Annotated in this window: 21 protein-coding genes; 10 read left to right on the top strand and 11 right to left on the bottom strand. The window is 27.6% G+C overall.

Annotated features, from left to right (window positions below; translation table 4 throughout):
• Positions 1–158: 158 nt before the first annotated feature.
• From EI91_RS02625 to EI91_RS02580, 10 genes are read left to right on the top strand one after another with little or no spacing between them, the layout of a single operon-like run.
• Positions 159–1,226 (top strand): DnaB-like helicase C-terminal domain-containing protein, encoded by a 1,068-nt coding sequence (locus tag EI91_RS02625; RefSeq protein ID WP_036452806.1) that lies wholly within the window; start codon positions 159–161, stop codon positions 1,224–1,226.
• The gene (locus EI91_RS02620; protein ID WP_036452805.1) at positions 1,226–2,326 is read left to right on the top strand and encodes a hypothetical protein; all 1,101 of its coding nucleotides are present in this window, start codon (positions 1,226–1,228) and stop codon (positions 2,324–2,326) included. Before EI91_RS02625 ends, EI91_RS02620 begins: the two co-directional genes overlap by 1 nt.
• A gap of 8 nt (positions 2,327–2,334) precedes the next feature.
• The gene (locus tag EI91_RS02615; protein WP_036452803.1) at positions 2,335–4,026 is read left to right on the top strand and encodes a hypothetical protein; all 1,692 of its coding nucleotides are present in this window, start codon (positions 2,335–2,337) and stop codon (positions 4,024–4,026) included.
• Positions 4,019–5,197, top strand: a complete 1,179-nt coding sequence (locus tag EI91_RS02610) for a hypothetical protein (protein WP_036452801.1) — start codon at positions 4,019–4,021, stop codon at positions 5,195–5,197. Before EI91_RS02615 ends, EI91_RS02610 begins: the two co-directional genes overlap by 8 nt.
• Positions 5,190–7,076, top strand: coding sequence for a hypothetical protein (locus tag EI91_RS02605; RefSeq protein ID WP_036452799.1), 1,887 nt, complete (start codon positions 5,190–5,192; stop codon positions 7,074–7,076). Before EI91_RS02610 ends, EI91_RS02605 begins: the two co-directional genes overlap by 8 nt.
• 44 nt (positions 7,077–7,120) lie before the next feature.
• Complete coding sequence (locus tag EI91_RS02600) at positions 7,121–7,606, top strand: hypothetical protein (protein ID WP_036452797.1); 486 nt, start codon at positions 7,121–7,123, stop codon at positions 7,604–7,606.
• An 8-nt stretch (positions 7,607–7,614) separates the two neighbouring features.
• A complete protein-coding gene (locus EI91_RS02595) occupies positions 7,615–8,592 on the top strand; it encodes a hypothetical protein (RefSeq protein ID WP_036452795.1) in 978 nt (325 codons plus the stop codon).
• 2 nt (positions 8,593–8,594) lie between these two features.
• Positions 8,595–9,923: a hypothetical protein gene (locus EI91_RS02590; RefSeq protein WP_036452793.1), complete on the top strand. Its 1,329-nt coding sequence runs from the start codon at positions 8,595–8,597 to the stop codon at positions 9,921–9,923.
• A gap of 6 nt (positions 9,924–9,929) precedes the next feature.
• Positions 9,930–13,022, top strand: coding sequence for a hypothetical protein (locus tag EI91_RS02585; protein WP_036452791.1), 3,093 nt, complete (start codon positions 9,930–9,932; stop codon positions 13,020–13,022).
• Positions 13,023–13,029: 7 nt separating this feature from the next.
• On the top strand, positions 13,030–13,353 hold the full coding sequence (locus tag EI91_RS02580; protein WP_036452789.1) for a hypothetical protein: 324 nt from the start codon (positions 13,030–13,032) through the stop codon (positions 13,351–13,353).
• Between the two features lie 220 nt (positions 13,354–13,573).
• Here EI91_RS02580 and EI91_RS02575 read toward each other — a convergent pair whose 3' ends face one another.
• The 11 genes from EI91_RS02575 to EI91_RS02520 all read right to left on the bottom strand — a co-directional run bounded on the left by EI91_RS02575 (position 13,574) and on the right by EI91_RS02520 (position 26,807).
• Entirely contained in the window at positions 13,574–14,116 is a 543-nt protein-coding gene (locus EI91_RS02575; protein ID WP_036452788.1) for a hypothetical protein, read from the bottom strand.
• Positions 14,117–14,349: 233 nt separating this feature from the next.
• Positions 14,350–15,495 carry a site-specific integrase gene (locus EI91_RS02570; RefSeq protein WP_036452786.1) on the bottom strand — a complete coding sequence of 382 codons (1,146 nt, stop codon included), beginning with the start codon at positions 15,493–15,495 and terminating at the stop codon, positions 14,350–14,352.
• Between the two features lie 11 nt (positions 15,496–15,506).
• On the bottom strand, positions 15,507–15,806 hold the full coding sequence (locus EI91_RS03535; protein ID WP_051789177.1) for a hypothetical protein: 300 nt from the start codon (positions 15,804–15,806) through the stop codon (positions 15,507–15,509).
• A 1,339-nt stretch (positions 15,807–17,145) separates the two neighbouring features.
• Positions 17,146–18,780, bottom strand: coding sequence for an ABC transporter ATP-binding protein (locus tag EI91_RS02555; protein WP_036452783.1), 1,635 nt, complete (start codon positions 18,778–18,780; stop codon positions 17,146–17,148).
• Positions 18,767–20,416: an ATP-binding cassette domain-containing protein gene (locus tag EI91_RS02550; RefSeq protein ID WP_036452782.1), complete on the bottom strand. Its 1,650-nt coding sequence runs from the start codon at positions 20,414–20,416 to the stop codon at positions 18,767–18,769. The genes EI91_RS02555 and EI91_RS02550 overlap by 14 nt, the downstream gene beginning before the upstream one ends.
• Positions 20,417–20,504: 88 nt before the next feature.
• Complete coding sequence (locus EI91_RS02545) at positions 20,505–21,254, bottom strand: hypothetical protein (protein WP_036452781.1); 750 nt, start codon at positions 21,252–21,254, stop codon at positions 20,505–20,507.
• Entirely contained in the window at positions 21,247–22,128 is an 882-nt protein-coding gene (locus tag EI91_RS02540; RefSeq protein ID WP_036452779.1) for an aromatic motif membrane protein, read from the bottom strand. Before EI91_RS02540 ends, EI91_RS02545 begins: the two co-directional genes overlap by 8 nt.
• Positions 22,115–23,110 carry an aromatic motif membrane protein gene (locus EI91_RS02535; RefSeq protein WP_036452777.1) on the bottom strand — a complete coding sequence of 332 codons (996 nt, stop codon included), beginning with the start codon at positions 23,108–23,110 and terminating at the stop codon, positions 22,115–22,117. Before EI91_RS02535 ends, EI91_RS02540 begins: the two co-directional genes overlap by 14 nt.
• Positions 23,100–24,215: a hypothetical protein gene (locus EI91_RS02530; RefSeq protein WP_156954235.1), complete on the bottom strand. Its 1,116-nt coding sequence runs from the start codon at positions 24,213–24,215 to the stop codon at positions 23,100–23,102. Before EI91_RS02530 ends, EI91_RS02535 begins: the two co-directional genes overlap by 11 nt.
• Positions 24,193–24,924, bottom strand: coding sequence for an ABC transporter ATP-binding protein (locus EI91_RS02525; protein ID WP_036452773.1), 732 nt, complete (start codon positions 24,922–24,924; stop codon positions 24,193–24,195). Before EI91_RS02525 ends, EI91_RS02530 begins: the two co-directional genes overlap by 23 nt.
• The gene (locus EI91_RS02520; protein ID WP_036452772.1) at positions 24,924–26,807 is read right to left on the bottom strand and encodes an ABC transporter permease; all 1,884 of its coding nucleotides are present in this window, start codon (positions 26,805–26,807) and stop codon (positions 24,924–24,926) included. The genes EI91_RS02525 and EI91_RS02520 overlap by 1 nt, the downstream gene beginning before the upstream one ends.
• Between the last annotated feature and the right edge of the window lie 114 nt (positions 26,808–26,921).

The following is a 26,921-nucleotide window of genomic DNA, read 5'->3' as shown; positions in this document are numbered from 1 at the left end:
ATGGTGTTAGGTTAAATTTACCGTAAAGTTTTTAAATTGTTTATTTAACAACTCTATTAATTAAAGAGGTACCAAGGGCAAGAGGTACCTCAGAAAAAAATAGGGACGGTTGCGATTTAATCTAATCAAATAAAAAAAGACAAAAGGAAAACAAAAAAATGGAAATAACAGAAAGAATAAGAACATTAGAATCAATTCTAAAAGAATGGGAGGACATAGAAGACATTAATGCTGGTAGTTTAACGAATACTGGGTTCCTTCCTATTGATTACGGTTTATTTGGTTTTAGGCGTTCTCAGCTTAATATATTAGCTGGTAGACCTGGAACAGGTAAAACAACATTAGCATTAAATATTATGCACAATGTTTCAAAGAGGTTGCAACCTAATGAATATATTTTATTTATTTCGTTAGAGCAAGACGATTACAGCATCTTAGAAAAGTTCATTGCAATGAATGGACTTTATTCGTTAAATAACTTTAAAGGAATTAGAAATTATAAACGTGATTTACTTTCTGATATTCATTCTATCGCAAACAGAGTAAGTAAATTACAAGTACTTACATCAACAGATCCAAGTTTTAGAATTGAATACCTAGAGGAAATAATTAATAAACTTGAAAGACAAGGGATTAAAATAGTTGCTGTTTTCTTAGATCACTTGCAAATTACAGAAACAAAGCAGGTTAATTTACTTAAATATGAAAAATTAACAAAAATAACAAGAACTTTAAAAACTGCTGCACTTAGATTGAATATCCCTATTATTGCACTTTCTCAACTTTCTCGTGAAAGTGTTAAACAAGCAAGCAATAAAACCGAACAAGCTGCACCATCACTGACACATTTAAGAGATAGTGGAAGTATAGAGCAGGATGCTGATACAGTTTTATATTTATGTGATGCACCGCAAGAAGCTCAACCAACTAACAAACATATAAAAACTATTGAATTACATGTTCTAAAGAACAGAAACGGAAGGTGTGGTTATAGTAATTTAAATTTTGTTCCTGAGTTTGCTCTAATGGAAGATGAAGGAGCAAACTTAAGAATTAGAAAACACATTTTAAATGCTCAATCTATGGAAACAATTTATAAAGATGTAATCCGTAGCTATAACGAAGCAGAGCGATTACAAGAGTTAAGAAGACAAAACGAAGAAATTAAAAACATAGTAAAGCAAGAAGCTGAAAGAAAAGCAAAAGAAAATAATGAGGTTAAATAATGGAAAATACAAATAACAAAAATTATAATGCAAATATATATCTGCTAGGTACTGTGAAAGATTTCGAAGAAAATGTTTCATCAAATGGTAAAAAATATATTTCCGGAACAATTGAATACCTACAGAAAAAACCTGATCGCCAAAATACGATAGCATACTTAAAATTTTTATGTTTTAATCCTAAAATAATTGAAAACTTGCAACGTGATTGCTTTTATCAATTTGTCGGAAAATATAACATAACAAGAAATCAAAACGAGGAAACTCAGGAATATTTTCAAAATATCAATGTTATAATTACTGATTTTGTTCCCTTTCCTCCTGAAAAAATGAGATTTCAATATTACCCAAGTATTTTAATGCTAGTAGAGGGTTATTTATCTGAAGAAATCAAAGTTACTTCACCTGGAAAACGTTTGAATACTCAATTTAAGTTTAATTATTCTAGCAAAATAGTTTATAACGATTACAATGGAAACACGCAATCAAACTTTTTTAATTTTGAGAGACAATTCGGACGAGACTGATGTGATGAATTTCTTTTAGGTTTTTCTTCTGATATTTGAAACCATTTAAATAAAGGAAGTAAAGTTATAGGATTATTCCAACCATACGTAAAAACAAAACGTGATTCAAGTACCGGAAAAGTTTATAATAATTTAAATTTAGAACTAAGTTTTGTATTTTTTGCAAGTCCAAAAAATCCACAAGATTTTCCCTATAATGAAAATATAAACTTAGAAGGAAATCTTACAAGTCAATCACTTCCAAATACAGATCACTTAAAAATGGCTTTAATGTCTTTAAAAGAAGTAAAGAAAATTAAAGAACTACAAAAAGAAAGCGAAGAGTTTTTTAAAGAACTTAAAAACAACAAAGAGGAAACCCTGCAAAGCAGCCCAACCGACGCAACGACGGAGGTAGTTTTAAACAAAGAAGAAAAAGAAGAGGAAAAGAATAACGAAACATTAATTGAAACAAAATCAGAAGAAAAAGCAGAAGAGAAACAAGAAATTAAGGAACCTAAACAACAAAACACTGCAGTAAAAGATGATATTTTTGCTGAACTTGATGGGTATAAATTCGAGTGAAAAGAGTAGAGGAAGAAATGGAAAATAATTTAAGTCAACCTCCTTTATTTACCGAAGAAAAATTAAAGGAAATTTTACATTATACAGATTTAGAAGCTAACCCATCGTATGACGCATTTAAATCAAAAGAATTTTATGAAATCCAAAGCGGTGCAAAAGGAGTGAGCAAATCCTTTGGCGGTGCGATTATTTCTATATACAGGTTAGTTAATGAACCTATTTTCAACTCTGTTTGATGTCGTAACCAATATAATCACATAGTTAACACGATTAAACCAATGTTTTATAAAGTTTTAGACTTTTTAAAAAACGAGCATGGACTTGATTATAATCCTTATATTAAGATAACTAATGACGCGGTTTATTGAAATTATGATGATGGTGGAATGGGTAGAGCTATTTATTTCCAGAACTTTGAAAAAACGCAAGCATTCCAAGGGATTACATTACCAAAATCTTCATTCAGATTTGGTGAACTTGTTATTGATGAACCAATTGAAGATCCAGTTGATAGTAAAAAGACAGCATATGAATTAGAACAACTTTATGCACTTCAAGAGGAAAAGCTTCCCTTATTATTACAGAATACAGTTTTAAGAAGTTTACCACCTGAAAACTTCCAAATTAAAGTTAAGTTTTTTTATAACATCTTCACAACTTCTCATTTTTTAATTCAAAATTACCATAATAAGGTTATACCGCTAACTAATATAAACGGAGCAACTAACGAAGAAGTACTAAAAGATTTAATTAATAATAAATATATTTATAAAGAGGATTCAAAGTTTGACAATGATGCTGGGATTACCGTGATTATGTTCTCTCGTGAATTTGTTCCAAGTTCACAAATGTCACCGTTACAAAAAAAGCACCTAGATAGCTTAAAGGTTAAAAATTACCGTTTATGAGTTGTTACAGTTGCAGGTTTTGCGTATGAAGATAGCAATAATAAAACTAACTTTTTTATGCGTCCTATTCTGTATGATGAAAATGGAAACCTAAGTAAAAAAATAGATGTTATTACTTATGATGATTTTTATACTCTTTTAAATAATGGTGAGGTTCATAGCTTTTGAGATGGTTTTGATCCAGGTAAAAGCGATAATGCTAGTTGGGTAAGGATAGCAGTTTTAAAAACTGGTGAAATTATTTTAATGGAAGCAATCGAAGACTTAAAACAAATAGCTAAAACTGATTCACGTCTAAGCGTTAACGTTACATTAATTAATTTAATTCATCAGCATAATAAAAAGTTAAAAGAGAAGTTAAAAAATTCGTACCAATACGAGGAGGATTTTTTAACTAATACTATTTTACTCACTGATAATGATATTATTCTCGAAAGCTTAAACGCACTTGCTAGGCAATACGTACTAGAAGGTAAAAGCGTGATGCCACCAATTATGGCAACAAAAGCAAACCGAAGAGACACTAAAAAGGAAATGTTCGGAATAGTATCGCGTCAAAACTGACAGAAATTTATTTTCGAAAACGGTTTGATTAAAGTTATTCCAAGTGAAGGAACTAAACAACTTTTAAAAAATCTTGGTTATCAAGTAATAGAAGCTAATGAAGAAAAAAGAAATGAAAAAGCATACCCGTGAATTTACGATTTAATTAATGCTTTCGAAATGTCAGCAAGCTGAATTTATAAATATAGCTTATCAATGTATAAACAAAAATTAAAAGAAGGTGAGCAACATGAGTAAGAGTAATACAGCGTTATTTGTGCAAAAAATATTAATGGAAAAAGAAAACAATTTTAATAATCTTAAAATTGAACCAAATACTAAAACACAATTTGAGCGAAATGGTGCTAATATTCAAGTTACGCAATTAGCAACTAACTTACCAACTTTTAAATTAAAAAATAAAACGGAGCTAATGCAATTTTTAAAAAATAATCGTTTTTTAGAAAAAATTCAAATGCTTGAATTTAATTTATATACCAAGGGAATTTATGCACTTGGTATTGAAAATAATAAAAAAATTGTTTTAGCGGAAGTACTTAGCTATGAAGAAGATGAAAATAATAAATTAGTATATTTAAAAGTAGTAACTAAAACCGCAACACTTGAAGGTGAAAGTTACGACTTAATTGAGGAATACGATTTATTAAATTCTGTAATTATTAAGCAATACTTAAGAAGTCACAAAACCGGCGTAACTGAAGATTTTGCAAATTTTAAAAATCATTATAGACAAAAATTAAATGACTTAGATTATATCCCTTACGTTTTATTTAGAAATAGAGCGGATCAAATGAGGGATATTGATTTAGTTAATGAAGAATATTGAAAAATTTTAAACACTAAATTAAAAGCTTTTGTATTTGATACATTTTTAAGTTTACCACTTCCAACTATTAACTGAAATTTAGGAGGTGATAAACCTAAGGAAATATTAAAAGCTTTTTATTCTCTAGATTCTAATAGACTTGTTAAAATCGACACAATGAGTGCACTGAACTCTATGGGTGACAGCTTTGAAATTCGTCAAACTTCAACGCAGTCACAGGTACTACTACAATCCATTGAATCAATTCAATACTGAATCAAAAAAAGTTTATTTTTTAAAAAGGATTCAGAAGATGGAGGGACACATAATAAACATACTGCTGAAGTTCAAAAAATGAACTCAGATTTTGAGGATTATATTGAAACAAAAGCAAACCTAAGAGAGTATTATTATGAGGACTTTGCTAGACTTATTTTAAGAGCTTTAAACCTTGATTATAAACAGGATATAAGCGTTATTGTATCAGGTTCAACTTTATGAATGGAAGAGCAGGCAAGAATTGAGCAAACTAATCAAGACGGTGTTAATATTAACCCAACTAAGCAAATAAAACAAGCGGAGCAAAAGCAAGAATATGAATAATATAGATAGCGATTTTTTAGCAATTAGTGACAATCTAAAAAGCTTTTATATTTATGAACTACTTAGCGACAGTGAAAAAATTTTATTAGAAAACAATAGCATTAATATCGTTCGAATTAATAACATTGGTTATTATACTTTTAACGTTGTTACAAATAGTAAGAATACGATTTTAACAAGTGAAGAAGATAAAACAAGATTAGGATTATTTAATTCTTTTGAACTATCAACAACCCAAAAAATTCCATTAAAGGAATCAACTTTTTACGTTTTAAGTGAAACAGAAATAAATACAACTGAAGAGCTTAATAATTCTTATTATTTTGAATCTAAGCTGGAAGAAAATTTATTTAATGAAGTAACTGAGCAAAGTGCAGTGACTTTTACAGCTAGTAGATTAAAAAGCTTTAAAGAGCTTAATAAAATTAGTTTCGTTTTAAATAAAGATGATAATAATAAATATAATCAACTAACTTTAAAATTACCTAAAACAGCACTGATAAACAACCTGATTTTTACAGCAAGAAATGAAGAAAACGAAAGCTATAGAATTAAACCAAATTTATTAAGCAATAACCCACCGTATTTACTTTTTTGTAACCCTATCAATATTATTGATAATAAATTAAGCTTATACCCTTGAACTTTTAATCCTATTAGATGAATTTCCTACGCAGTTATAAAAGAAGTATCAGAGCAACAAGAAGACAAAAGTTATAGAGTTGATTTATTTAGATTATTTACAATTTTAGAAATTATAGAATTTAAAGATGTTTACTGACAACTTTTTGCAGTTTCTGATGCTGTTAATTCTGGATATAAAGGAATGGATAAAGAAGAAAAAGAAAAGTGACAACAAGAGTACGGGCAATTTAATAAAGCCAGTGAGTATATTGATTATGAAGTTTTTAAAATCTTATCTAGCTATAAAAAACAAAATCAAATTCAAGCTGTTAAATCGATTATGCTGCTTTCATCATCTCAGTTATCAGGACAGTATTGTTATAAAGGTGGTAATACCCAGGAGCATAAAACTATTTTCCCTTTCTATATTGAAAAAATCGGAGTTGACTTTTATATAAAGAGTGATATCTATAAATTAGAAGAGCATTTAAAACCATTACTAACAAATGCGTTTTTAAATGCTAATGCTTTTATAGTTAATGACCAGATGGTACAACTTCCATTATTGCCTGAGAAATTACAGGAACTAGATTATTCACAAAATCCAACCGACTTTAATGAAAAAACTTTAAACCTTGATTATCCTTTTTGAATTCAGCTAATAGGTGAAAAAGCACAAAGTAATTTTTTATTTTTAGGAGATGCTAAAAGTAAAACACAAAGGCGGTTTATGTATGAAACTTATACGGTATCAGGCTCAGTTACAGACTCATCATTTGCAGTGAGAAGAGAGTTTCAAACCAAGGATATTTTAAAATGGAAGATCGAAAGAGTAGGTGGAACAGTTAAGGATATAAGGTGCAAGTCTCTCGGCTCATACACTATTGAAATTAATGAACCTTATACAGGTGGGCCACACACTGGTACAACAACTGAATTAATTTATAAATATCAGTGCGTGGGAATATATGAAATAGACAAACCTAAATTCGTTTATTTTGACGAGCAGCCTGATTTATATTTTTACAATAAAAACGATTTAGCTAAAATTATCGATCCTGATAATTTAGCTGAAACTATTAGCTATGATTTTGCTTTTGATTTAAATGAAGGTGAAAGGCTTGAATCTCTTTTAATATCTTCGGTATGAACTGACTGGGTGGAACTAGATTTTAAAAATGGTAATAGTATAAAGCTGAGAACTTCTAATTATGAAAATCAAACTCACGCAAGAACTAAAATAAACATATGATAACATGGGAACCGCAGCCCGAAAGACGGATTATAAGGATGTAACTTATGGATTTAATTAATAAATTAAGCGAAAAACTTGACTTATCTAGTCAGGAAATAAACGAGCGTTTAAATTTAAAACAGGACGCAAAACCTTTAGAAATTTTAAACGCTCTTGGTATATATTCAGTTTTCGAAACCAAGGAAGCACTCACTGAATATATTGGTAATAAATTAAACAATAAGGAACATGAAATAAATCAATTAAAAGAAGCTCTGACAAAGAAAGAGCAGGAAACTTTGACGCTAAGCGAACAGCTAGCAAAAGCGAGCGACAAAGTGAATAAAATAGTTCAAAGTGAAATTAATAAAATTCAGTTTGCTAATAAAGTGGATGTTAATCAACTTGATTTAAATGAACTAGATTTTGATAATTTAAATTTATCAATTATTAAACAAGGTAAAAAACTAAACTGAGAAGTTAAAGAAGAGACAAAAGAAAAACCCAAAACGTTTAAATATTGACCTAATGGGATTATTACAAAATATTAAGGAGATTTATGGCGTCATCAATTGACTTAAAAAGTGCGTTAGAAACTCAATTTTCTTTAATTCAAGGGAACGCATCAAGTGGAGAGCAACTAAAACTATCACAAGCACAAGCGTCACAAGTTCTTAGCTACGTATTTGACAAATCAGTTTTTATTAATGAATTATGTAATAATAACACTGTGCTGTCAGCTTCATCAACACATTTAACAGTTGCTAAAAACCAAGCTTCAAAACTTGCTAAAAAATCTAAGCTTGGAACTGGAGAATTCAATAAATGAAGAATTACGAAAGACATTTCAATCCCATGAAATGAACCGTTAATTGCAAGTGAAGCAATTACTCAGTTTGAATCACAAATGATGCCGGTGAACGTTGCAAGTGCTAAAGCTACTAAAATTTTAAACCAATTCGCTCACACTTTTGAACGCACTAGCTTTACAAACTTAGAAAATAAAATTATTACAGATAATAAAAAAATTACTTTTGACTACGAAGCTAAAAAACCTGAAGAAATTTACGACGAATTAGTTAAGCAAGCAACAACACTAAGTACAACAGTAGATCAAGAACAAGGAATTGACTTAATTGATCCTGATGATATTGTTATTATGGTTAAACCTCTGGTATTTGATAAATTAGCTAAATATGGATTAATAGGAAACAGAGCAGAGCGTAGCTATGATTTAGGTGCTAGTGGAATTAAAACACTAGCAGGTTACAGAATTTTATCAAACCCATATCTAAACCAATTTGATGCAATTGTTTCTGTTAATTTCTTAGCTACTGGTGCTATGAGTATCATCGCATTAAATTACGGTAAAGTCGATAATCTTAGTGAGGATTTAGCTTTATACTTCGAAGGAAAATTCGCAACAGGTATTGTATACGACAAGTTAGCTGTTGGATTAGCTAAAACAAGCGTAAACAAAAAGGACGAGAATAAAGCGGTTGAGTTACCTGATGGAATTGAACCACTTAAAGGTTAAAAATGCTATTAGCATACTCTAACCCAATAATTAAACCTATAAAGAAAAAGGAAACAAAAAGGGCAGGCTATTGAGGTGGTTTTTTAAAATCTCTTGCTATGCTCTTTTTTGATTTCTTAGTTGAAGCAATTAGTGATCTAGCTGTTTTAGTTTATCCTCCTATAGGTGCAGCAATGCAAGTTATTAAAATAGGTGTGAGGTTTATTAAAAATGTAGTTAGTGAACTGATTTTTTACGGAGAGGTAAATTGAAAGAGTGTTTTTTTAAGCACAGCAATGGAATCACTTGTATTTTTTGCTGGAAAAGCTTTTAAAGGTGTTAACACATTTTTAAAAGCTAAAGGTGAAACTAATAGAATTTTTGCAAATTTACAAAAAGCTTTAAACGTTTCTAAAAACATTTATAGATTTATTCGCTCTGATATTACTAGAAAAATAACAAAAACAAGCAATGCAGTTTTAAAGAAGATTTTTAAACATAATCCTAAATTTTTTAATTTAGCTAAAAAAATAAATTTAACAAATACTAACCAAATAGTAGGAAGGGCTAAGCTTGTTTATAAAAGTATTAGAGAACCGCTGACACTAGTAGCGAAAGGACGTCAAAAAATAGCACAAATATCTAAAGCAAAGTTCGAGAAAAGAATTGAAAAAACAGCATTAGATATATGAGAGAAAAACACTAAAAAGTTAATTAGTCAAAATAAACTAACAGACAAAGCAGCTAAGAGATACACCCAAGCATTACACAGATACAATAAAGGGCAAATATATTTTAATAGTAGCTGAATCAGTGGAGTGCGTGTGTATAATCCAAAATACTGGGAGCAAACTAGCTTTATTAGTTTCTTTCTTTATTTTAAAAGAGATGCAACTAAAACCAGCACTAACCTCTTTGGTAAAAGACCACTTGAAATGGTTTTACCACTTAGAACTTTTTATGAGTTTATTTATGCACCAAGTAAAGGAAAGTATTACCTGAAAAATTTAGCATGAGGATGAATTTGAAGAGTAGGACGCACTGACCTGGTTGAAAAGCATTTTAATAGCTTTGGTGAGCTGGTTAACAGCGACACACTTAGAAGGTATAGAATAGAAAACTCTTTTAATAAATATGCGGAAGCTTTAAAAACTGATTTACTTAACTTCAAGTTTGTTAAAAGTCACAGAACTAATAAAACGCAAAAAATAGCGTATATAGAACAGCAAGGGAACGCGTATAAGCTAAGCTTTACGCGTAACCTTAGCGATGTACCAAGAAGCTTTTACCATACACGTCAAGCAAAGTATCAACCCAAAATAAGTAAATTAAAAAGAATTAAAAGAAAGTAGGTAAAAATGAGTAATAATGAAAAACTCGAAAGTAAAACCCATGAACTAGAAAGAATTAAGCAACAAATAAGTGAATTATCTGATAAAATCACATCCCAAATGTTTCAAGAAATTCCACTTGAAGAACTTAAAGCAAATCAACCCGGTTATGATAGCAGAGGGAACTGAAACGGCGATAAAGCATCGAGGGACCTTGAAAGTCTTAAGATGCGTAAAAAGGTACTTGAAAGCGAAATTGAAACACTTAAAAAACAAGCAGAGCAAGAAAAAGCAAAACCTAAGGTAAATAAAAGTGAATTAATTCAAAATAAAACTAGTGAACTAGAAGAAGTTAAGAAATTAATTAATAAGCTTGATGAAAAAATAAAAGGGCAAGCATTTGGAGAGTATCAGACAGATATTTTTAAAGCAAATGAGTATGGTTATGATAACAAAGGAGTGTGAAGCAGTCAAAAAGCATCCAGAGACTTAGACAATCTTAAAGAACGCCAAAAGACAATCGAAAACGAATTAAAAGCGTTAGCACTTCAATCTGATGAAGTGGAGCAAATAACAGAGGTGGAAAGCTATCATAAAGTTACTAGTGAAGTAGCTACAAGACACACAAGCGACGAAACACCCGCAGCACCTGGAAGCGTTAATGAAGTGGTTACAATAGCTGAGGAAGAGACTTTTAAAGAGTTAGTAAAATCATCTAATAAATTAACCAGTGAGCAACTAGCTAAATTTAAAGAGCTAATGAGTGATAATGAACCTATTTTAAAAGGTAATCAACTTATTTCTGATTTAAAAGTTGCTAAAAGCGAAAGTACCCAAGATAATGAGAAAATAAGCACGTTACAAAATCAGCTAAGCGAATTTATTGCAAAGTTCCAAACCCAGCTAAACAAAACCCTGCAAAGCAGCCCAACCGACGCAACGACGGAGGTAGTTTTAAACAAAGAAGAAAAAGAAGAGGAAAAGAATAATGTGCCTAATAATCAAAAGCAAACCGAAGAGACAAAAGAAAAACAAAGCAGTGTCAGTAAAAACACACTGCCAAGCAAAATTAAAAGTATTCTGGATTTTTTTAAACTGAATAAAGAAGATTTTAAAAACTCTCTTCAGATTATAAACTCTGATTTTATAATTCCACAACGTTTTAAAATACTTTATAAATCAGCTGATGTAGACTATATTTATAACAAAATCGCAGTTGCCGTATTCTTAGCAGCTGATAACTTGATAAACAATAAAGCGAGCTACTTAAAAGATGCTTTAAATGATAATCTAGATGACTTTATTGATGTAATAACTAAGCGAAGATACGAACTATTTAGGGAAGCAATTTTTAATGAAATTAATTTCAGGTTACTTAACGAATCAATTCCAGAGCTTGCAACCCGTCAAAGGTTAGCAAGTTCGAACCTTAATTTATATAATGATGGTCGCGAGTTTTCTTTTACTGAACAGTATTTAAATCCACTTGCTTTAAGGATGTTAATTAATGCTAATTTTGACACCCTTTATAATGAAATTAATTTCAATTTAGAACAAAATCTAAAGCTATATGACAAAGTGAACAAACAAGGTGACAAACTGACAGAATTAGAGCAGCTAACAGCTAACGACAGCGAAAAACTTGAAGCATTAAAAGAAAAATTAAGCACCTTAAAAGAATTAGCTGATAAATTAGAAGAAAATAAAATTGCAGCTAATTTAAAAACTAGTGCACTAGATTCATCAATTACTAAGCTAGAAGCAGAGCTGACACACTGAACTAGTGAAACATTAGAATATAAAAGCCAAAGCATTACGCAGCTTGAAGCTTTTACTAATGATATTAATGAACTTAAAAAAGATGTGGAAGATGTAAAAAATAAATCTACTGGATTTTTATCATCTGCTGAGTTTTTTGATAATTTAGCAAGAATTGATGGGCAAATTTTTCCACAAATAACTGAGCTACAAAATCAGCTAAGAGATTTTAAAGGCAATATAAATGATAATTATAAAGACTTTGAAAGTACTAAAAGGGAATTAGCTAAACAAATTAATGAAGCTAATGAGGATATTAAAAGCACCTTAGAAAGTCTTAAAACAAAATTACAAGAGTTAGAGACTTTGCCAAGACAATCAGGCGACGGAGAAGCGGTAAACTTAACACCTATCAATAATAAAATTAGAGAAATAGAAACTAAATTAAATAAGGTACCACTTCCGCAGTTTATTGTTAGAAAACCGCAGTTCGATGAACTTGTTAAAAAAACTAATGATAATGTAGCTAAAACTGAGCAGCTTAGTCAAAGACTAACACAAGCTGAGAACTTAAATCCAAAAGTGACGCAGTTAGAAGAGCAAACTAATGAGCTAAAAAGCAAAATGGAGCAGTTAGCTAATACACAAAGCGAACAAGCTCCAAGGGTAGAAGCTCAAACAAGCAATGCAAAATTATTAAATATAGACGGACTAGCACAGTGAGATGATAGCAAGGAATATACACGTATAGCATATTTAGGTAATGGAGTTGAATTATTAGTAAATAATCAAAACAATAACATTTGAAAAATTAAATCATTTACTAATCCGTTAGCATTTAGAAGGATTTTTAAACGTGATTACAAAATAAAAATAGCAAAACCACGTAAAGACCAAAACATAGAGGGAATTGATTCTATTATTTCATCTTATAGTAGAGTGCTTGACCTTGCTAACCGTTCTATTTACTGCGGACTATTAGACTTTAATCACGCTTCAGAATTATTTAAAAAATTTGTTTCAAATAATCAGGATTTTTTAGCTAAAAGTTTATTAGTTGATAGCTTTAAAATTTTTAGGGAATTAGTACCATTTGGGAAAATTACACAACCTATTAATGGAGCTATGTTTGTTAAATTTTCAAATAATTTAAGTGAAATTGATTCATATAGAAATGCTGCGAATACAGAAAATAAATGAGTAGAAAAGCAAAACCCTAGACAGCTACCAAATTCAGAGATTTCACAGGTAAATGTTAAAACCGCTGACTTAGTCTTTGCTTTCATTTTAGACGATGCCGATACACCTGACCCTACAAATTTATCAACAGGGTTTGAAATTGTTCTAAGATGAGAAAAATAGGAGGAGTATGGAAGTTTTAAAGTATATAGCTACTGGTGCAGGTGGTGTTGCCCTAGCTGCACTATGCTATGCAATTTATTACATAACTAAGCAAAAGCAAAACAGTAATAAAAACAATAATACCCAAAACATTAACATTAATACAACTGATGAAAAGCTTGATTGAATTATAAAAGAAATTCAAACACTGACAGAAAAGGTTAAGGAACTAGAAAAAAAGCAAAATCTAAGCGATAACGCTTTTTTATTCTTTGTAGAAAGTCAAAACATTAGTAAACATACCAAAAAGCAAATTAATAACTTACTTAAAGGAGATTTTTTAAATGACTAAATTTAGAAAAATTTTAAATAAACTTAGAGAGTTTTTTACATGATTTAAAATAAACTCTAAAAAGCAGCTATTACATTACTTAGCAACATTCCATTAGATCGTAGTGATGTGGAAAAACTTGAACGCATTACAAAGCGTTTTAGAGCTACAGAAAACATGCAGTAATAGGATTTTATATCTAAACAAAAAAACGCGTCTTAAAACGCTTTTTTATATAGTTTTAGAAGGTGTTTAATTTTAATCCTCTCTTACTTGTGAAAATTATGTAATTTTTTTCAAATTTTTCAGTCTTAATATTCTTTTTATCGTATCAGACAAAAATAGCAGTTCCTCCATTTTCTTTTATTTTCTTTTCTAGACGTTTAAATTGCTTTTGAGTTTCTTCTTTTGGTACAAAATAACTTTTAAGTTGAAAGTAATAAGTATGTCCTTTTTTTGTAGCTATTAAATCGATTTTATAAACAGCATCCTCAAAATCACTAGGAATTTTGACGGTATACCCTTTATTTTCTAAGGATGTTTTTAAACGTCTTTCAGCGTAGTAATTTAAAAAAGCTCAATCGATTAAAAGCTTTTGGTATTTCCTTAGCATCTCGTTTGTATTTGGGAGGTTCTTTTTTTCTAAATAGCTAATAATGTGGGAGGTGATTTTATCACCTTCTAAATCTCTAAACTCTCTGTAACTTTTTCAATTTCTAGATCATAAAATTTTTTTAACAGACAGTCCTAATTCGTTCATGTTTGGTAATTTTATTTTATTCATAGTAATCCTTTAAATTTATAAATATTATATATTTATAAATTTTATTTATGTTATAATTTTAATGGGAAGAAATTAAAACCTTCCCTTAATGTCTTTTTTTTAGAACTTTTTGATAATCTCAAACTGACAACATAACTAATTTATTTTCATAAATTTATTTCAATTCCTGTGTTTTTTTTATTTATATTAACAGTTTAAGCATAATTGAAAGCACGCATTAATTGGCGTGTTTTTTATTTTTCTATTTTTGTTTTTTGTTCTTCTTCAATATAAATATTATTGGTATCTCCAAGAGTATCAATTAAGGTTTTAACATTTTCAAAAACATCAATTAAATTCATATCTGTTTTTAATAATTCTTTTATTTTTTGTTTTACTTCTAAGTTATTAGCTAACTGAATGGTTAACATGCTTAAAACGTCTCCGTATTGTTTAAATAACGTTTTATATTTCCCTTTAATTACATCGTATGCTTCTAATAAATCATGATAAGACAAGGTGGTAACACTTTGGATGTTATTGCTATCAAGTAGGTTTATAATCTTTTGTTCCTCGTCTCTTTTTACGTAGTTTACTCATGTAGTGCTTAGTGATTTATGTCCTAATATATCAGCGATATCTTCAAGCTTCATACCATCACGGAAACATTTAGAAGCTTTAGAGTATCTAAAAATATGACTAGTGACTAACTTATTACTGTCTCAGTTATCTAGTGTATAAATGTGATTACGTGCAAAACGTGCGAGAGCTACCTTTAAAGCTTCATTAAGAGCATCGAAGTTATTACCATGCTTTTCTAACACAATTTTAAAAATTTGTTTAAATGTGCTATTAAATTCCTTAGGTATAACAAACGGTCTAAGGTTCCCGTTTTTACTTGCTTGGGTTATTCCTGTATATGTGTCTGTTTTATCATCATATTGTCAGGTTATTTCTTTTATTGCTTTTAAAAACTCATTAGAACGGCAACCATTAACAATTAAAAAGCATGTGTATAGATTTAATAAAGGGTTTGCATGTTTTCTAAGCTGTGACTTAATAATTTCAATTTCAGCAGTTGATAGAGGTTTTTTATTAGGTATTTCCTTAGTAGCTTTTGGGAAACGATTAACGTTAAAACTAACATCATAAACGTTCTCTATTTCTTTAAAGTATTTTTTAATAATAGCTTTACAAAAATTAAAATAGTTAGCTTTATGACTTGCTCTAATTTCAATTAATCTTTTTAGAATATCATCATAATTAAAACTAGCATCCTCATCAAAAAAGTTTTTAAGTGCACTAGCGTATTTTTTACGTGAACTTAGTTTGATATCCTTGCGGTTTAAAAATTCATTTAAGAACTCTTTATTATTAAATTCTTTAAAATCTTTTAACATAACGTAGCTCCTTAAATTTGTTTAGTTTCTCATGTATCAGATAAATCTGAAAACTTAACAGTGTTTAAAATGTCTTCATATGTTTTAAGTACATTGGTTTTAATAAATTCTCTCGCTTCAATAGTTTCATAATCAAGTTTGCTAGTAAATACATTAATTTTTTTATTAGCTAGTTCTTTAGCTTCTTCTTTGGTTAACATTCCAATAATGTACTCCATTGTAATAGGATTGAGTTTCTTAGTTAGTAATCTCATTTTCTTAATTGTTTTTAATTGAACTTCGATTTTAGTAGTTCCATTTGATAAATTCATAATATTTTTTCCTTTTTTTATAATAAATTTGAAATATATATGTTATGATTTTATCGGTGTGTATGGTTTGCTTTTAGTACACACCACTTTTTTAAATTTTTCATAAAAATAAATTAAATAAAAATAAAAAGTGACTTGTCAAATACAGTCACTTTTTTTCTATACAAATAAACAGAATTAATAAAATTATAAAAACATAATAAACATTAATAAAATTTATTTATATATTAAATGGTTTGCTGTATTTAACATATAACGTATATATTATTATTAACGTAAAAAGTTAGTTACCTAATTGATAACTAACCGTAAAGATATATTAAGGTTAAGTTATTCAATGGTTTGCTGTATTGAGTAAACTTTTTACAGTAATATTATAAAACTATTTCTTTAAAAACAGAAATAAATTTTTTTATTTTTTTTAAATTCTTTTGTTTATTATTCTTTATCTCTTTTCTCTTAGGTTACGTTGTAACCTTTTTTTATTTCAGTGTTTAGCGAACCGCACTAAAGGGTGCGGACAGCTGAACGCTGGACCGTTTAAATTGTTTTTAAGGTTATTGCTAGTAATGTCGTTTATACTAGTTTTAACCATTTGTTTTTAATATTATGTTATTTAAATATATTAGATATATATAAAGTATATATAATAAAAATACTTTAAATATTTTTATTATATATACTAATAATAATATATTTATATATAATTATTAATATATATATATATATATAAATGTATATATTTAATAAAATATTTTACCATATTTTATTAAATATATACTATATTAGATAATATAATATTATTTATAATAGATAATATATAAATTAAATATATAAATATATTAAATATTATTATTTAATAAATAACATTAACTATAAAAGCTATTGGAGTAGTTTTATAGTTAATGTATATATAACAAATAATTTTATATTTTCATTAATACTATTAGTTTAATAGGTTTATAATTATTATGATGTAACAACACCGCTTTTGTGCGTGTTGTTTACACCATAATAAAACTAATATACAAATTAACAATAATTCTAATAGACTTAATAAATACATTCACATAATAGATTAATAACTAAAATATTAGGAGCGTCTGCGTCTCTGTGCTATCGACAACAGAAGACGCTGACGCTCTGGACAGTCTTACTGTCTATTTAGTTGATTACTATATTATTCAAATTTATTTAATTAAAGTTTATTAAGTTTTATCGTTATTTACTAGCTTTATCATGGTGTTAGGTTAAATTTACCGTAAAGTTTTTAAATTGTTTATTTAACAACGCTTGATTTAAAAATTAAATAATAATATGAATAAAAAAGATAGCAATACTAGTTGCTATCTTTTAATTTTAATTGATTTAAATCAATAATTTTTGTAAAGCGATCTTTAATTTCAGAATCAGAAATATGATGGGAAATAACTATAATTGTTTTATCGTAATTTAAAATATTATTTGCTATTGTTTCACGGCTAGATTCATCAAGATTTGAAATAACTTCATCTAAAATATAAATATCTTTATCCTGATAGAAACTATTAGCTAATTTCAGTTTTTGTTGCTCTCCAACAGAAAGAGAATTGATATCAAAGCTTTTATTTTGATATAAAGCTAAATCTATGCTTAAAAGCTTGCATAAGTCAGAAATTCTATCTAAATCAAAAGCTTCATTACCAGCTATAACTTGCTCTATTTTCTCAAAAGGAAGTAACTCTGAATTAACTTCACAATAACCTATATTTAGGCTTAAATCAGTATCAGTTTCTATTTTTGTACTGTTAAAATAAATTTCACCTTGATAATTAATTAAATTAAGTAATGCTTTAGTTAAAGTGCTCTTTCCACTTCCTGATTCACCTACCATTAGCACTTTTTCTTTAGCTAATATTTCAAAACTAAAGTTCTTAAAAATTGGTTTATTATCTAAATAACTAATAGTTAAATTGTTTGTATATAATTTGCTAAAAGTTTCTTTAGCCAGTAATTTGCTTTGTAATTTACTTGAAAAGTAAATTGTAAGCTTGTTTTTCAATCTGGATAATTCTTTGAATTTTTTTATTAGCGAAATAATGAAAGTAAATTGATTTAAAATTTCACTGAAATATAAAATAATGGTTAGTAAAACTGCAAATTCAATTAAATTACTTTTATAAAGAGCAAAACCAGCGATAAAAAATGAAGCTAATAATGCAAAATCAATAAGTTTACTAAACAATTCACCCAAACTTTCTGAAGAATGAATTTTAAAATGATTTAAATATAATTTGCTTGTATCTTTTTTGAAATAATTAAACAACATCATAATTTTATTAGCAAAAATAAAATTATGTACACTATCAATTCATCTTGATACTTTTTGAATTCGAGTATCCTCTAAGTCTAGTTTTTTAAGTTGAATTTTTGTGTTATACTGAGCTACAAAAATATTAAAGAAAATTTTTAGAAAAACTACAGCTGCAAGAATAGCAATAACAATAGGGCTTCCAAAAGATCAAAAGATTATGATAACACCTAAAATATTGACAATTCCATTAACAGCATTTTGCCAAGACATAATCCCTTCAGTAAGCTTTTTAGCGTCATTTTCTAGTTTATTAATAAATTCATCTTTATTTTGATCAACTAAGTATTTGGGATGCAATTTTAAGGTTTTTTTCATAATTTGGTATCGCATATCCGTAAAAACTGCATATTCTAATTTAATTATGTACCTTTCCATTAAAGGAACAATAATAAAATTAATTAAATTTACACCTAAATAAATATAAACTCATTTTAAAGCACGAAAGACTTCTTCTTTTCCGCTATGTTGAATGATTTCGTTAAAAAAGTTAACAGTAATTCAAATACTTAAAGATTGGATTAAAGCGTTTAAAATTCAAAGAAATAGATTAAAAAGAAAAAGTCATAAATGATTTTTTCATAACAAACTATGAGTTAAAAAGAAAAAATTAGACTTTTTCATATAATTGCCCTTCTGTAAGATTGTAAATATTACTAAAGTAATGTAAATTACTTTGTCCAATTGTATTTGAAACTAAAACATAACTAATTTGATTAACTTTTAAATAATTTAAAATAATACCTGTATTTTGCACGTCAATATTGCTAAAACTATCATCGAAAACAAAGAATTTTTTACCAGAAACTAATGCTTGAATAATAGCTACTCTTTGTGATTGACCAACGGATAAAGGTGTATTTTCTAATGTAACTTGACTTTGTAATAATTCATAACTTAAATTAAACTCTAAAGCTAACTGAATTGCTAATTCATTAAGAGAAGAATCACCAAGAGTAATATTTTCTAAAACAGATCCAACAAATAAATTGTTATTGTTTTTAACAAAATAAATATCTTTATGTAAATTTAATTGACTGTTTTGCAAATCAGTAATTAAGTAATCATTACGCTTAATTTGATAGCTGTCTAAAAAAGGATAAGCACCTAAAAGAATTTTTAAAAGTGTGCTTTTACCACTACCTGAAGAACCAGTAATTAAAATCTGGTTATTAATTTTTATTTTTAGATCAATTTCTTTAAATAAAGGTTTGCTATTTGGGAAAGTAAAATTATCAATGTGTAATTCAAGTGTTTTTAATTCATCAGGATAATTTATTTCTTGAAAATTATCAACTGCAAAATCTTTATCGCTAACTGAAGAATTATGAATGCTCTCTTGAGCGATTTTTTTAGAGTTATTTAAATCATAGTAATTAGTGATAATAACTACACCTTTATCAGCTAAATTCTTCGCTGAAAGTAAAATAAGTGATAAAACACCAATTTCTAATTGACGATAAATAGTTAAAAACATAGTACATAAAATCATCAGTAAGAAAATAGTGTAATAAGCAAATAAATGTGAAAAACTAAGTGGTAAACGACTTTTAGCGAGTTTGTTTACTGTTGTTTTTTTATATTTTTTTTCTTGCTTTTTATATCACTCTAAAAGGTTTTGGGAATTATTTAACTTATATGTTTTAATAGCTTTTAAAGCTGTTAAATCTGTCTCGTATGGCTGTGCCTTAGCTTTTTGCAGATGATGAGCATATTTATTACTTTGTTTTTTAAATAGCATTGGTACAACAATTGCAATAAGAGCAAGAGGCACAATGTATGCTAAAGAATAAGGAGCAAAATAACCTAAAGTAGTAATAATAGCTACTAAAAAAATTAAAGTACTAAAAAAGTGAATAAATGCAATTCCGTTAGCAAAAACAATGTTAGCAATAGCTCCTGTGAGCATAAAAAGTTTTTTGTCTTTGCTAACTGACATAGATTTAGAAATATTTTGCTCTAAAATTTGCTCTTTAAATAAATTAAAAGATAAATTCATTTCTAATTTGTAATAAGCAAAATTTATAACTAAACTGATTAGAAAATTTAACAGTACAGATCCTAGAAAGACCACTAAATAAATAATTAAGTTTTGGTACTGCTTTCCAATTGTTAAATTATGTGTATCAGTAGTTTTCAAAGATGATAACTGTGTAATTAATCCTTGGAATAAATAAGCTGTAACAAAATAAAGAACACCAGCTAAAATAGCGGATAAAATTAAAAATAAAAATAAAAGTTTGTATTTTTTAAAAAGCATAATTACCTTATATTAATTTTAATAAAATAACGATAAAAACCAAACTAACGGCAAAATAAAAATATAACTAAAGTTATATTCTTATGATTTAATTTGAGTTAACTAACCTAGCAACGCTAGCAGGACCATATTCGTTAACGTAGCTAGTTTCATATTCATTAATTAATTGTTCATTTATTTGGTTATAGTTAAAATATTTATTTAAATCTTCTAAATTCATTTCTGACACAGTATTATCTAGAAAAATATAAACTTCAGGTAATAAATATCAGAAATTATTTTGCATTACCATTTTAAAGGCAATTGAACGTGAATACAAGAAAATAACTTTTTGGTACTGATTTTCTTGCGAATCAAACATTTTAATTTGGTTTATTTTTTTAAAATTAATTTTTATTGATTTTTTAACAAATTGATAATGCTTGTGTTTATAAGTTTGTGAAGGGTCATCAAGTTCAGAAGCTTGAATTAAACCTAATTGATGTTTATATAATTTTGAGTTTAAAATTTCATCATTAGCATTTTTATATAGGAAAAAATGCTCTACTTTTAATGAAAAGTCATGTAAATTTTTCAAAATTAATTCTGAATTATTTCATACTAAATCACGGTATTCGTTTTCAGAAAGATTTAAATCTGAAAGTTTGCGTTTTAATTCTTCAAGACTAATACTTTTAGAATTATCAAATTGCATTTTAAAATCACTGTGAGTTTGATGACTAATTTCTGACTCAATTTGACTTGCTAAATCTTTACTTTGCACACCACAAGCAGCTGAAAAAGCTGCAGTCGCAAAGCTTATTACACCACCTAAAGAGAGAAAAAGTTTCTTAGTCATTATTAATGTCAACTACTGTATAACGTATTTGACTTCCTCCATATTTATCGGTAAAAAGAATTTGATGAGTGTTATTATCATAAGGGTTAAAGTCTTCAAAACTTTTTGTGTCTTGTACAAATTTTAGTAAGCTAAATTCATTTAATTTATTTTTTGATGTGACTAATTTTGGATATGTATATAGGTAACGTAAAATATTAACTCTTGGGAGTGATTCTTCTTCTTTTTCAGCTGAAACTCTAATGTCATAAATAAAACCATCTTTATTTAAAGCATAAAATCTTTTTTCTGTTTCGTAATTATTATCTGCATAATCTTGCACAACATAGTCTAAAACTTCATTTGAACTTGGTTTGTAGAAATTGTTATAAAGGAGTCTATTTTCTGCACTTTCATTATTAAATTCGTCAGAAGATTTGTCACGGGCAAATTCTGCATCTTGCATAAAAGTCATTTTGTTAATGTTAAACAAGTAATATAATCAGTTTTTTCCTGATAATTCACTTGTTATATCATTACCAAATTCAATTGGAGCAGCTTTAGCAAAACTATAATATGAACTATAAGAAAGCATTGAACCAGTAATATTGTTTGCATAACGGAGAGAAATAGCGATTTTTTGATTGTAATCAGTATTTAAAAGTTCTTTTTGGCTTTGAATATATTCATTTTTGGCTTGAGAATTGTCTTGATAAATGAAGGTAAGAATATCTTGAATTAATTTTTGTTGTACAAAAGTATCGAAATTGTTTAAAAGATCTGCTTTTTTATCAGTTTTGGTTGAATCAACAACAGTATTGCAGCTAGAAAGTAAGGTAACAGGAGCTGCAACACTAGCGGTTGCTAATGATAAAAAGAATTTAATTTTCTTCATTTGCTTGCTCCTTTTTTAAAGTTAAATAAATATAAACGGGTTCACCATAACGTTGTTTTTTAACCATATCTTCAATAAATTGTTTGTAATGTTCTTTGCTACCATGAATAAAACCATAGTGATAAATACTAGAAATTAAGTTTAAAGAAATTTTTGGTGCCTTTAAATTAGGGAAGTATCAAATTAGCGGATCAATTTTAACAGTAGCACGATCTCGACTAATTCCTACCACACGAATTCTAAAAACTAACTTATCTTTATTTAGATAATAAACATTAGTATCTCCTAGTTCTTGACTTTCAGAACCAATAATCATATTTCCTAAAAAATTATCTGTTAATTGATAACTGCTAGGTGGAAATTCTGATTTAAATTTATCTAAATAGCTTGGGAAGTTGTCTTTAACTACAGGTATATTTTCAAATGTGCTTCCAATAAATTTTAAGAAATTGAATTTGAATTCATCTAAATGCAATAAGAAATAATATCAATTTGTACTTGCTCATGCGGTTGTTTCTGAGTTGTAATTTTCAAATTCAGCGTTTAAGCTTTGAATTTCTTGATTTTTTTGTGCAATTTTTGCTCTAGTTTCTTGTAATTCTTTTCAAAATTGACCAGCTAGGAAGCTATAACGTTTTAAATCTTCGTTTAACTTTGCTAGTTCTAAATTCATTTGTTTTTGTTTTTCAAAAATTGAACTGTATTTTTTAATAATTTTTTTAAAGTTTTCTAGAGGAACATCTGAATTTTGCTCAGTTAAAAATTCTGTTCTAGCCACGGTATCACTTTTAAAAACTAAATTTAAAAGTGTATCCATAATTGATTTATTATGTTTTTCTTGATTTTTAGTACCAACTTCATGGTAATCAAAATTAGGATCAATTAAATCTTTAAATTTTTCTTGACTTTGATAGTTAGCACATGAAGCTGTTAAAAGCACTGGTGAAGAAAAAAGTAACATTTGTAAAAGTTTATTTTTCATTTGCAAAACCTCATGTGTATTTATAAAGTGTTTGATTTGTTTTTTGTGTTTCTTCACTTGTTGTATTTTCTTCTGCACTAGAAACAGAGTTTGTCGTTGCTAATTCTTCTGCAGGTGTCTCAGTAGAACTGTTTTGGGTTTCTGAGTTACTTTCACTTGATAATTCTTCTGCAGTTTCTTCAACAATATTATCCGGTGTTTCAGCTGGTTTTTCCGGTAAGTTTGCTTTGTAAAAATCAGCAATAATTCTTGAAAAAATCTCAGCGTAATTATTTCTGTTAAAAACTTTTAAAAAGTTTACGTCATTAAACTTTGCAGCAATTTCATCAACATTTACATCGTCTTCATATTTTTTCTCGTACGCTACCTTATCATCAACTATTTTTTGATTTGTTTGGATAATTTTTTCTAATAGACTAGAGCTAAAATCTTTAAAACTTAAATTGCTATTATAAGTAAATAGCTCAGGTAACATAAAGAATTTAGTTTCACCACCCTCTTCTTCTTGGTAAGTAAATAAAATTAAAAATTTGTGATCTGAAAGTTCGAAAAAATGAATTTTTTTGTTTAAATAAGCATCAAACTTTGAAAAATTAAAATCATAGCTAAAAATATTTGTAATTTTTTTGCTTGTGTTAGTGTAAGTTAAAGCATTTTCTGATTTAGAGAAACTATAGAAAATCTCATTTTGAGGATCAGCATTTTCTGAATAATCACTTCCATATGGATTAAAGATAAATTGAAGCATATCTAAATTATTTAAAATTCAGAATCAATCCTTAGTAACTACTCTACTTAAAATGTCAATCCCTAAAATCGTTTGTTTTTTCTTGCTTCCTGAATTATCTAAAATATTAACATCCCATAATGGAGCAAAAATTAAAGCGGTACGATAATCAGTAATAACTGATTTATCAATTTGACTTTGTGTATTATAAAAATCTTTTAACTCTTGGCTATTTACATTTAAATATTGATCAGTAAAAGATTTTAATTTTGGGTCAATTTTATCAATAAAGAGTTTACTGTATTTTGCATTAGAATAATGATTACAAGAAATAGATAGCACTGGCACTGCTAAACTAATTAGAGCTGGCGCTATCATTCAGAATTTTTTCATAATAAATTTTTTCTAAACTTTCTGTTTTCTTTCCATTATATAAAATTTGACCTTGATGTATTAATGTAAGAGAATCAACATATTTATCAATTTCACTAAGCACGTGTGAAGAAATAAAAATAGTTGTTCCATTTGAGTTAAGTTCTTTTAAGTATTTAAAAAGATTAAATCTAGCAGTAGGATCTAAGTTAGCTGCTGGTTCATCTAAAATTAAAATTTCTGGATTTAACATTAATGATTGAATTAATAAAACTTTTTTCTTTTGTCCTGATGAAAAGTTATATGGTTTTTTATTTCTTAAATCTTCAATTCCAAAAATTTGCATTAAATTTTCAATTTTTGCTTTAATTTCGTTTTTTGATAACTTATTAAGTAAACCAAGAGCAAATAGATAGTTATAAGTAGTAATATCCTTAGGGAAAATAGCGTTTTCAGGAACATAACCTAAAAATTGTTTACTTTCAGCCTTACGGTTATTAATTCCATTAATCAAAATTTCACCATCATAATTGTGGTAAGCTCCCACAATACTTTTAATAGTAGTTGTTTTTCCAGCTCCGTTTTCTCCAATAAAAGCATGGAAACTACCTTTTTCAACAACAAAATTTAGTTCAAAAACACCTGTTTTTGCTTCATTTTTAAGTTCATAAACTTTATTTAAGTTTTTGATTTCTAAAATATTTTTTGTTTCCATTATTTATAGTCCTTTTTACTGTATTTATAATTGTTGAAGAAAATTAAAAGTGAAACGATGATTGTTAAAATTGCGATGTATCCGATTTTTGATACTTGTTTTGCACCTTTTTCAAGTACATACATTTGATCCATGGTTTGGAAAACAAAGTTTTCGCTAGCTTCTAAATTATAACGAACTACAACTTTCTTTTGTCCATCAACATCAGAAACTTGTTGTACTGGTGTAAATTGTCTATATCCACCAATGTTGTAAGCTGAACCATTAATATTTAATTTAAATTGACCTGGAGTGTAGAAATTGTAACGAGAATCATTACTTAACATTGCGTTTGTTAAAACATTATCATTGTAGTTGAAGTAAACAAAGTAAAGTAAAGCTGTTGCTAAATAAACTTTTTTCTCTGTATTAGTTTTAATTTCACGATCTTGGAGTGCATTTTCATTAAATACTTTAACGCTTGGATTTTGGTATTGCACTAAGAAACCGCTATCTTTAGCTAATTCATTTTCAATTGCTTGAATAAGTTTGGCTTTAACTTTTAGTAAATCAACATCTTCAGAATTTAATCCACCATCAGCTGTAATTTCTGTATCTTGTTTAAGGTTATCTAAAAGATTATCGAATAATTCACGTGCATATTTGTAAAATTCGCTATCTTGAAGCACTTGTTGTAAGTATTCTCATTTTAGCTCACCCACTAAGTTATCACTAGCACCAAACACATATTTATCTTCTGGGAATGAAACTCCAAAATTTGAAGCATTTTCACGTGCATAAATTAGATTAGTGTTAACTACATTATTTTTTTGTGAGTAATTTTTTAAGGCACCTGGAATGATAAATTTTTGTTGATTTTCTTCATTTTTATCATTTGGATTACCGACTAAATATAATTTTAAAAATTTAGAATTTACGTCTAAATCATTAGCATTTAATTTTTCTAAATTATATTTGTATAAATATGATTGATTTGCTGGATGATATACATAATCCTTTGTGTATTCTTTATCATCACTAACATTTTCAAATACATTTTGTTCGTTTAAATTAAATAAATCTAAAAATTGGTAAGGTAAAATAGATCATGAATATGCCACCATACCGTTAGAAGCTATTTTTGCTTCACTATATGCTCTATTTAAAAATTCAATTTGAGTTTGACTGAAAGCTTTATTATCAATTCCATTTGGCATGATATATAAATTATCTTTTTTGTCATTTAAATAAAATTTTTCAGTGTTTGATCAGTTACCTGAAAGATTGTTTTCGTATTTAAAATTTAAGTAATAAGCAAAATTGTTACTTACACTAGTTGAATAACTACTTAAAACAACACCTGAAACCATTAAAGGAGTTGAAACTATAATAGGAGCTGTTAAAGCAATTTTACTATTTGAATAGTAAGCAATTAAACTTGTAATTGAACCAAAAAAGTTAAAAATTAAAATAAAGGTAATAAAAGTAATTAATAAATATAATCCCATTAAGCTATAAGCTTGTAAACTAAGAGAAATAAATAAGTTTCCAAGCACCATTAAAACACCATAAGCAACACTAAAAATAAGTGCATAACTTGTTTTAGCTGTAAATGTTGTTTTTCTACTAATTGACTTACTTGAAGCAATAAGCTCTATCCCTTCTTTTTCTAAGTCGACAAAAATATTTAAATATAAAAGAGAAGCATAAAAAATGGTAATTAAAATTTCTACAAAAGCAGTAATTAAAATAGCTAAACCTGCTTGTGATTGTAAACCAACAATACCAAAAACTATGCTAGCTGTAATAATAATAGTCATTAAAATTACAGGTATAACTACAAAGAGTTTTTTGCTAAATAAAATCTTTGTTAAAAATAATCAATAATTTTTTATTTGTTGCATATTTTTCCTTTCTAAACATTACTATGCTGTAATATTATAACCTAAATATTACTAAATAGCAATATATTTAAAATATTTTTTCTAACTAATTTAAAAAATGCTTTTTATTTTGTT

It is taken from the genome of Mycoplasma buteonis (assembly GCF_000733865.1).
GTDB lineage: Bacteria > Bacillota_I > Bacilli_A > Mycoplasmatales > Metamycoplasmataceae > Mycoplasmopsis > Mycoplasmopsis buteonis.
The sequence above is the reverse complement of the archived record's forward strand: the minus strand, read 5'-3'. Positions and strand labels throughout refer to the sequence as shown.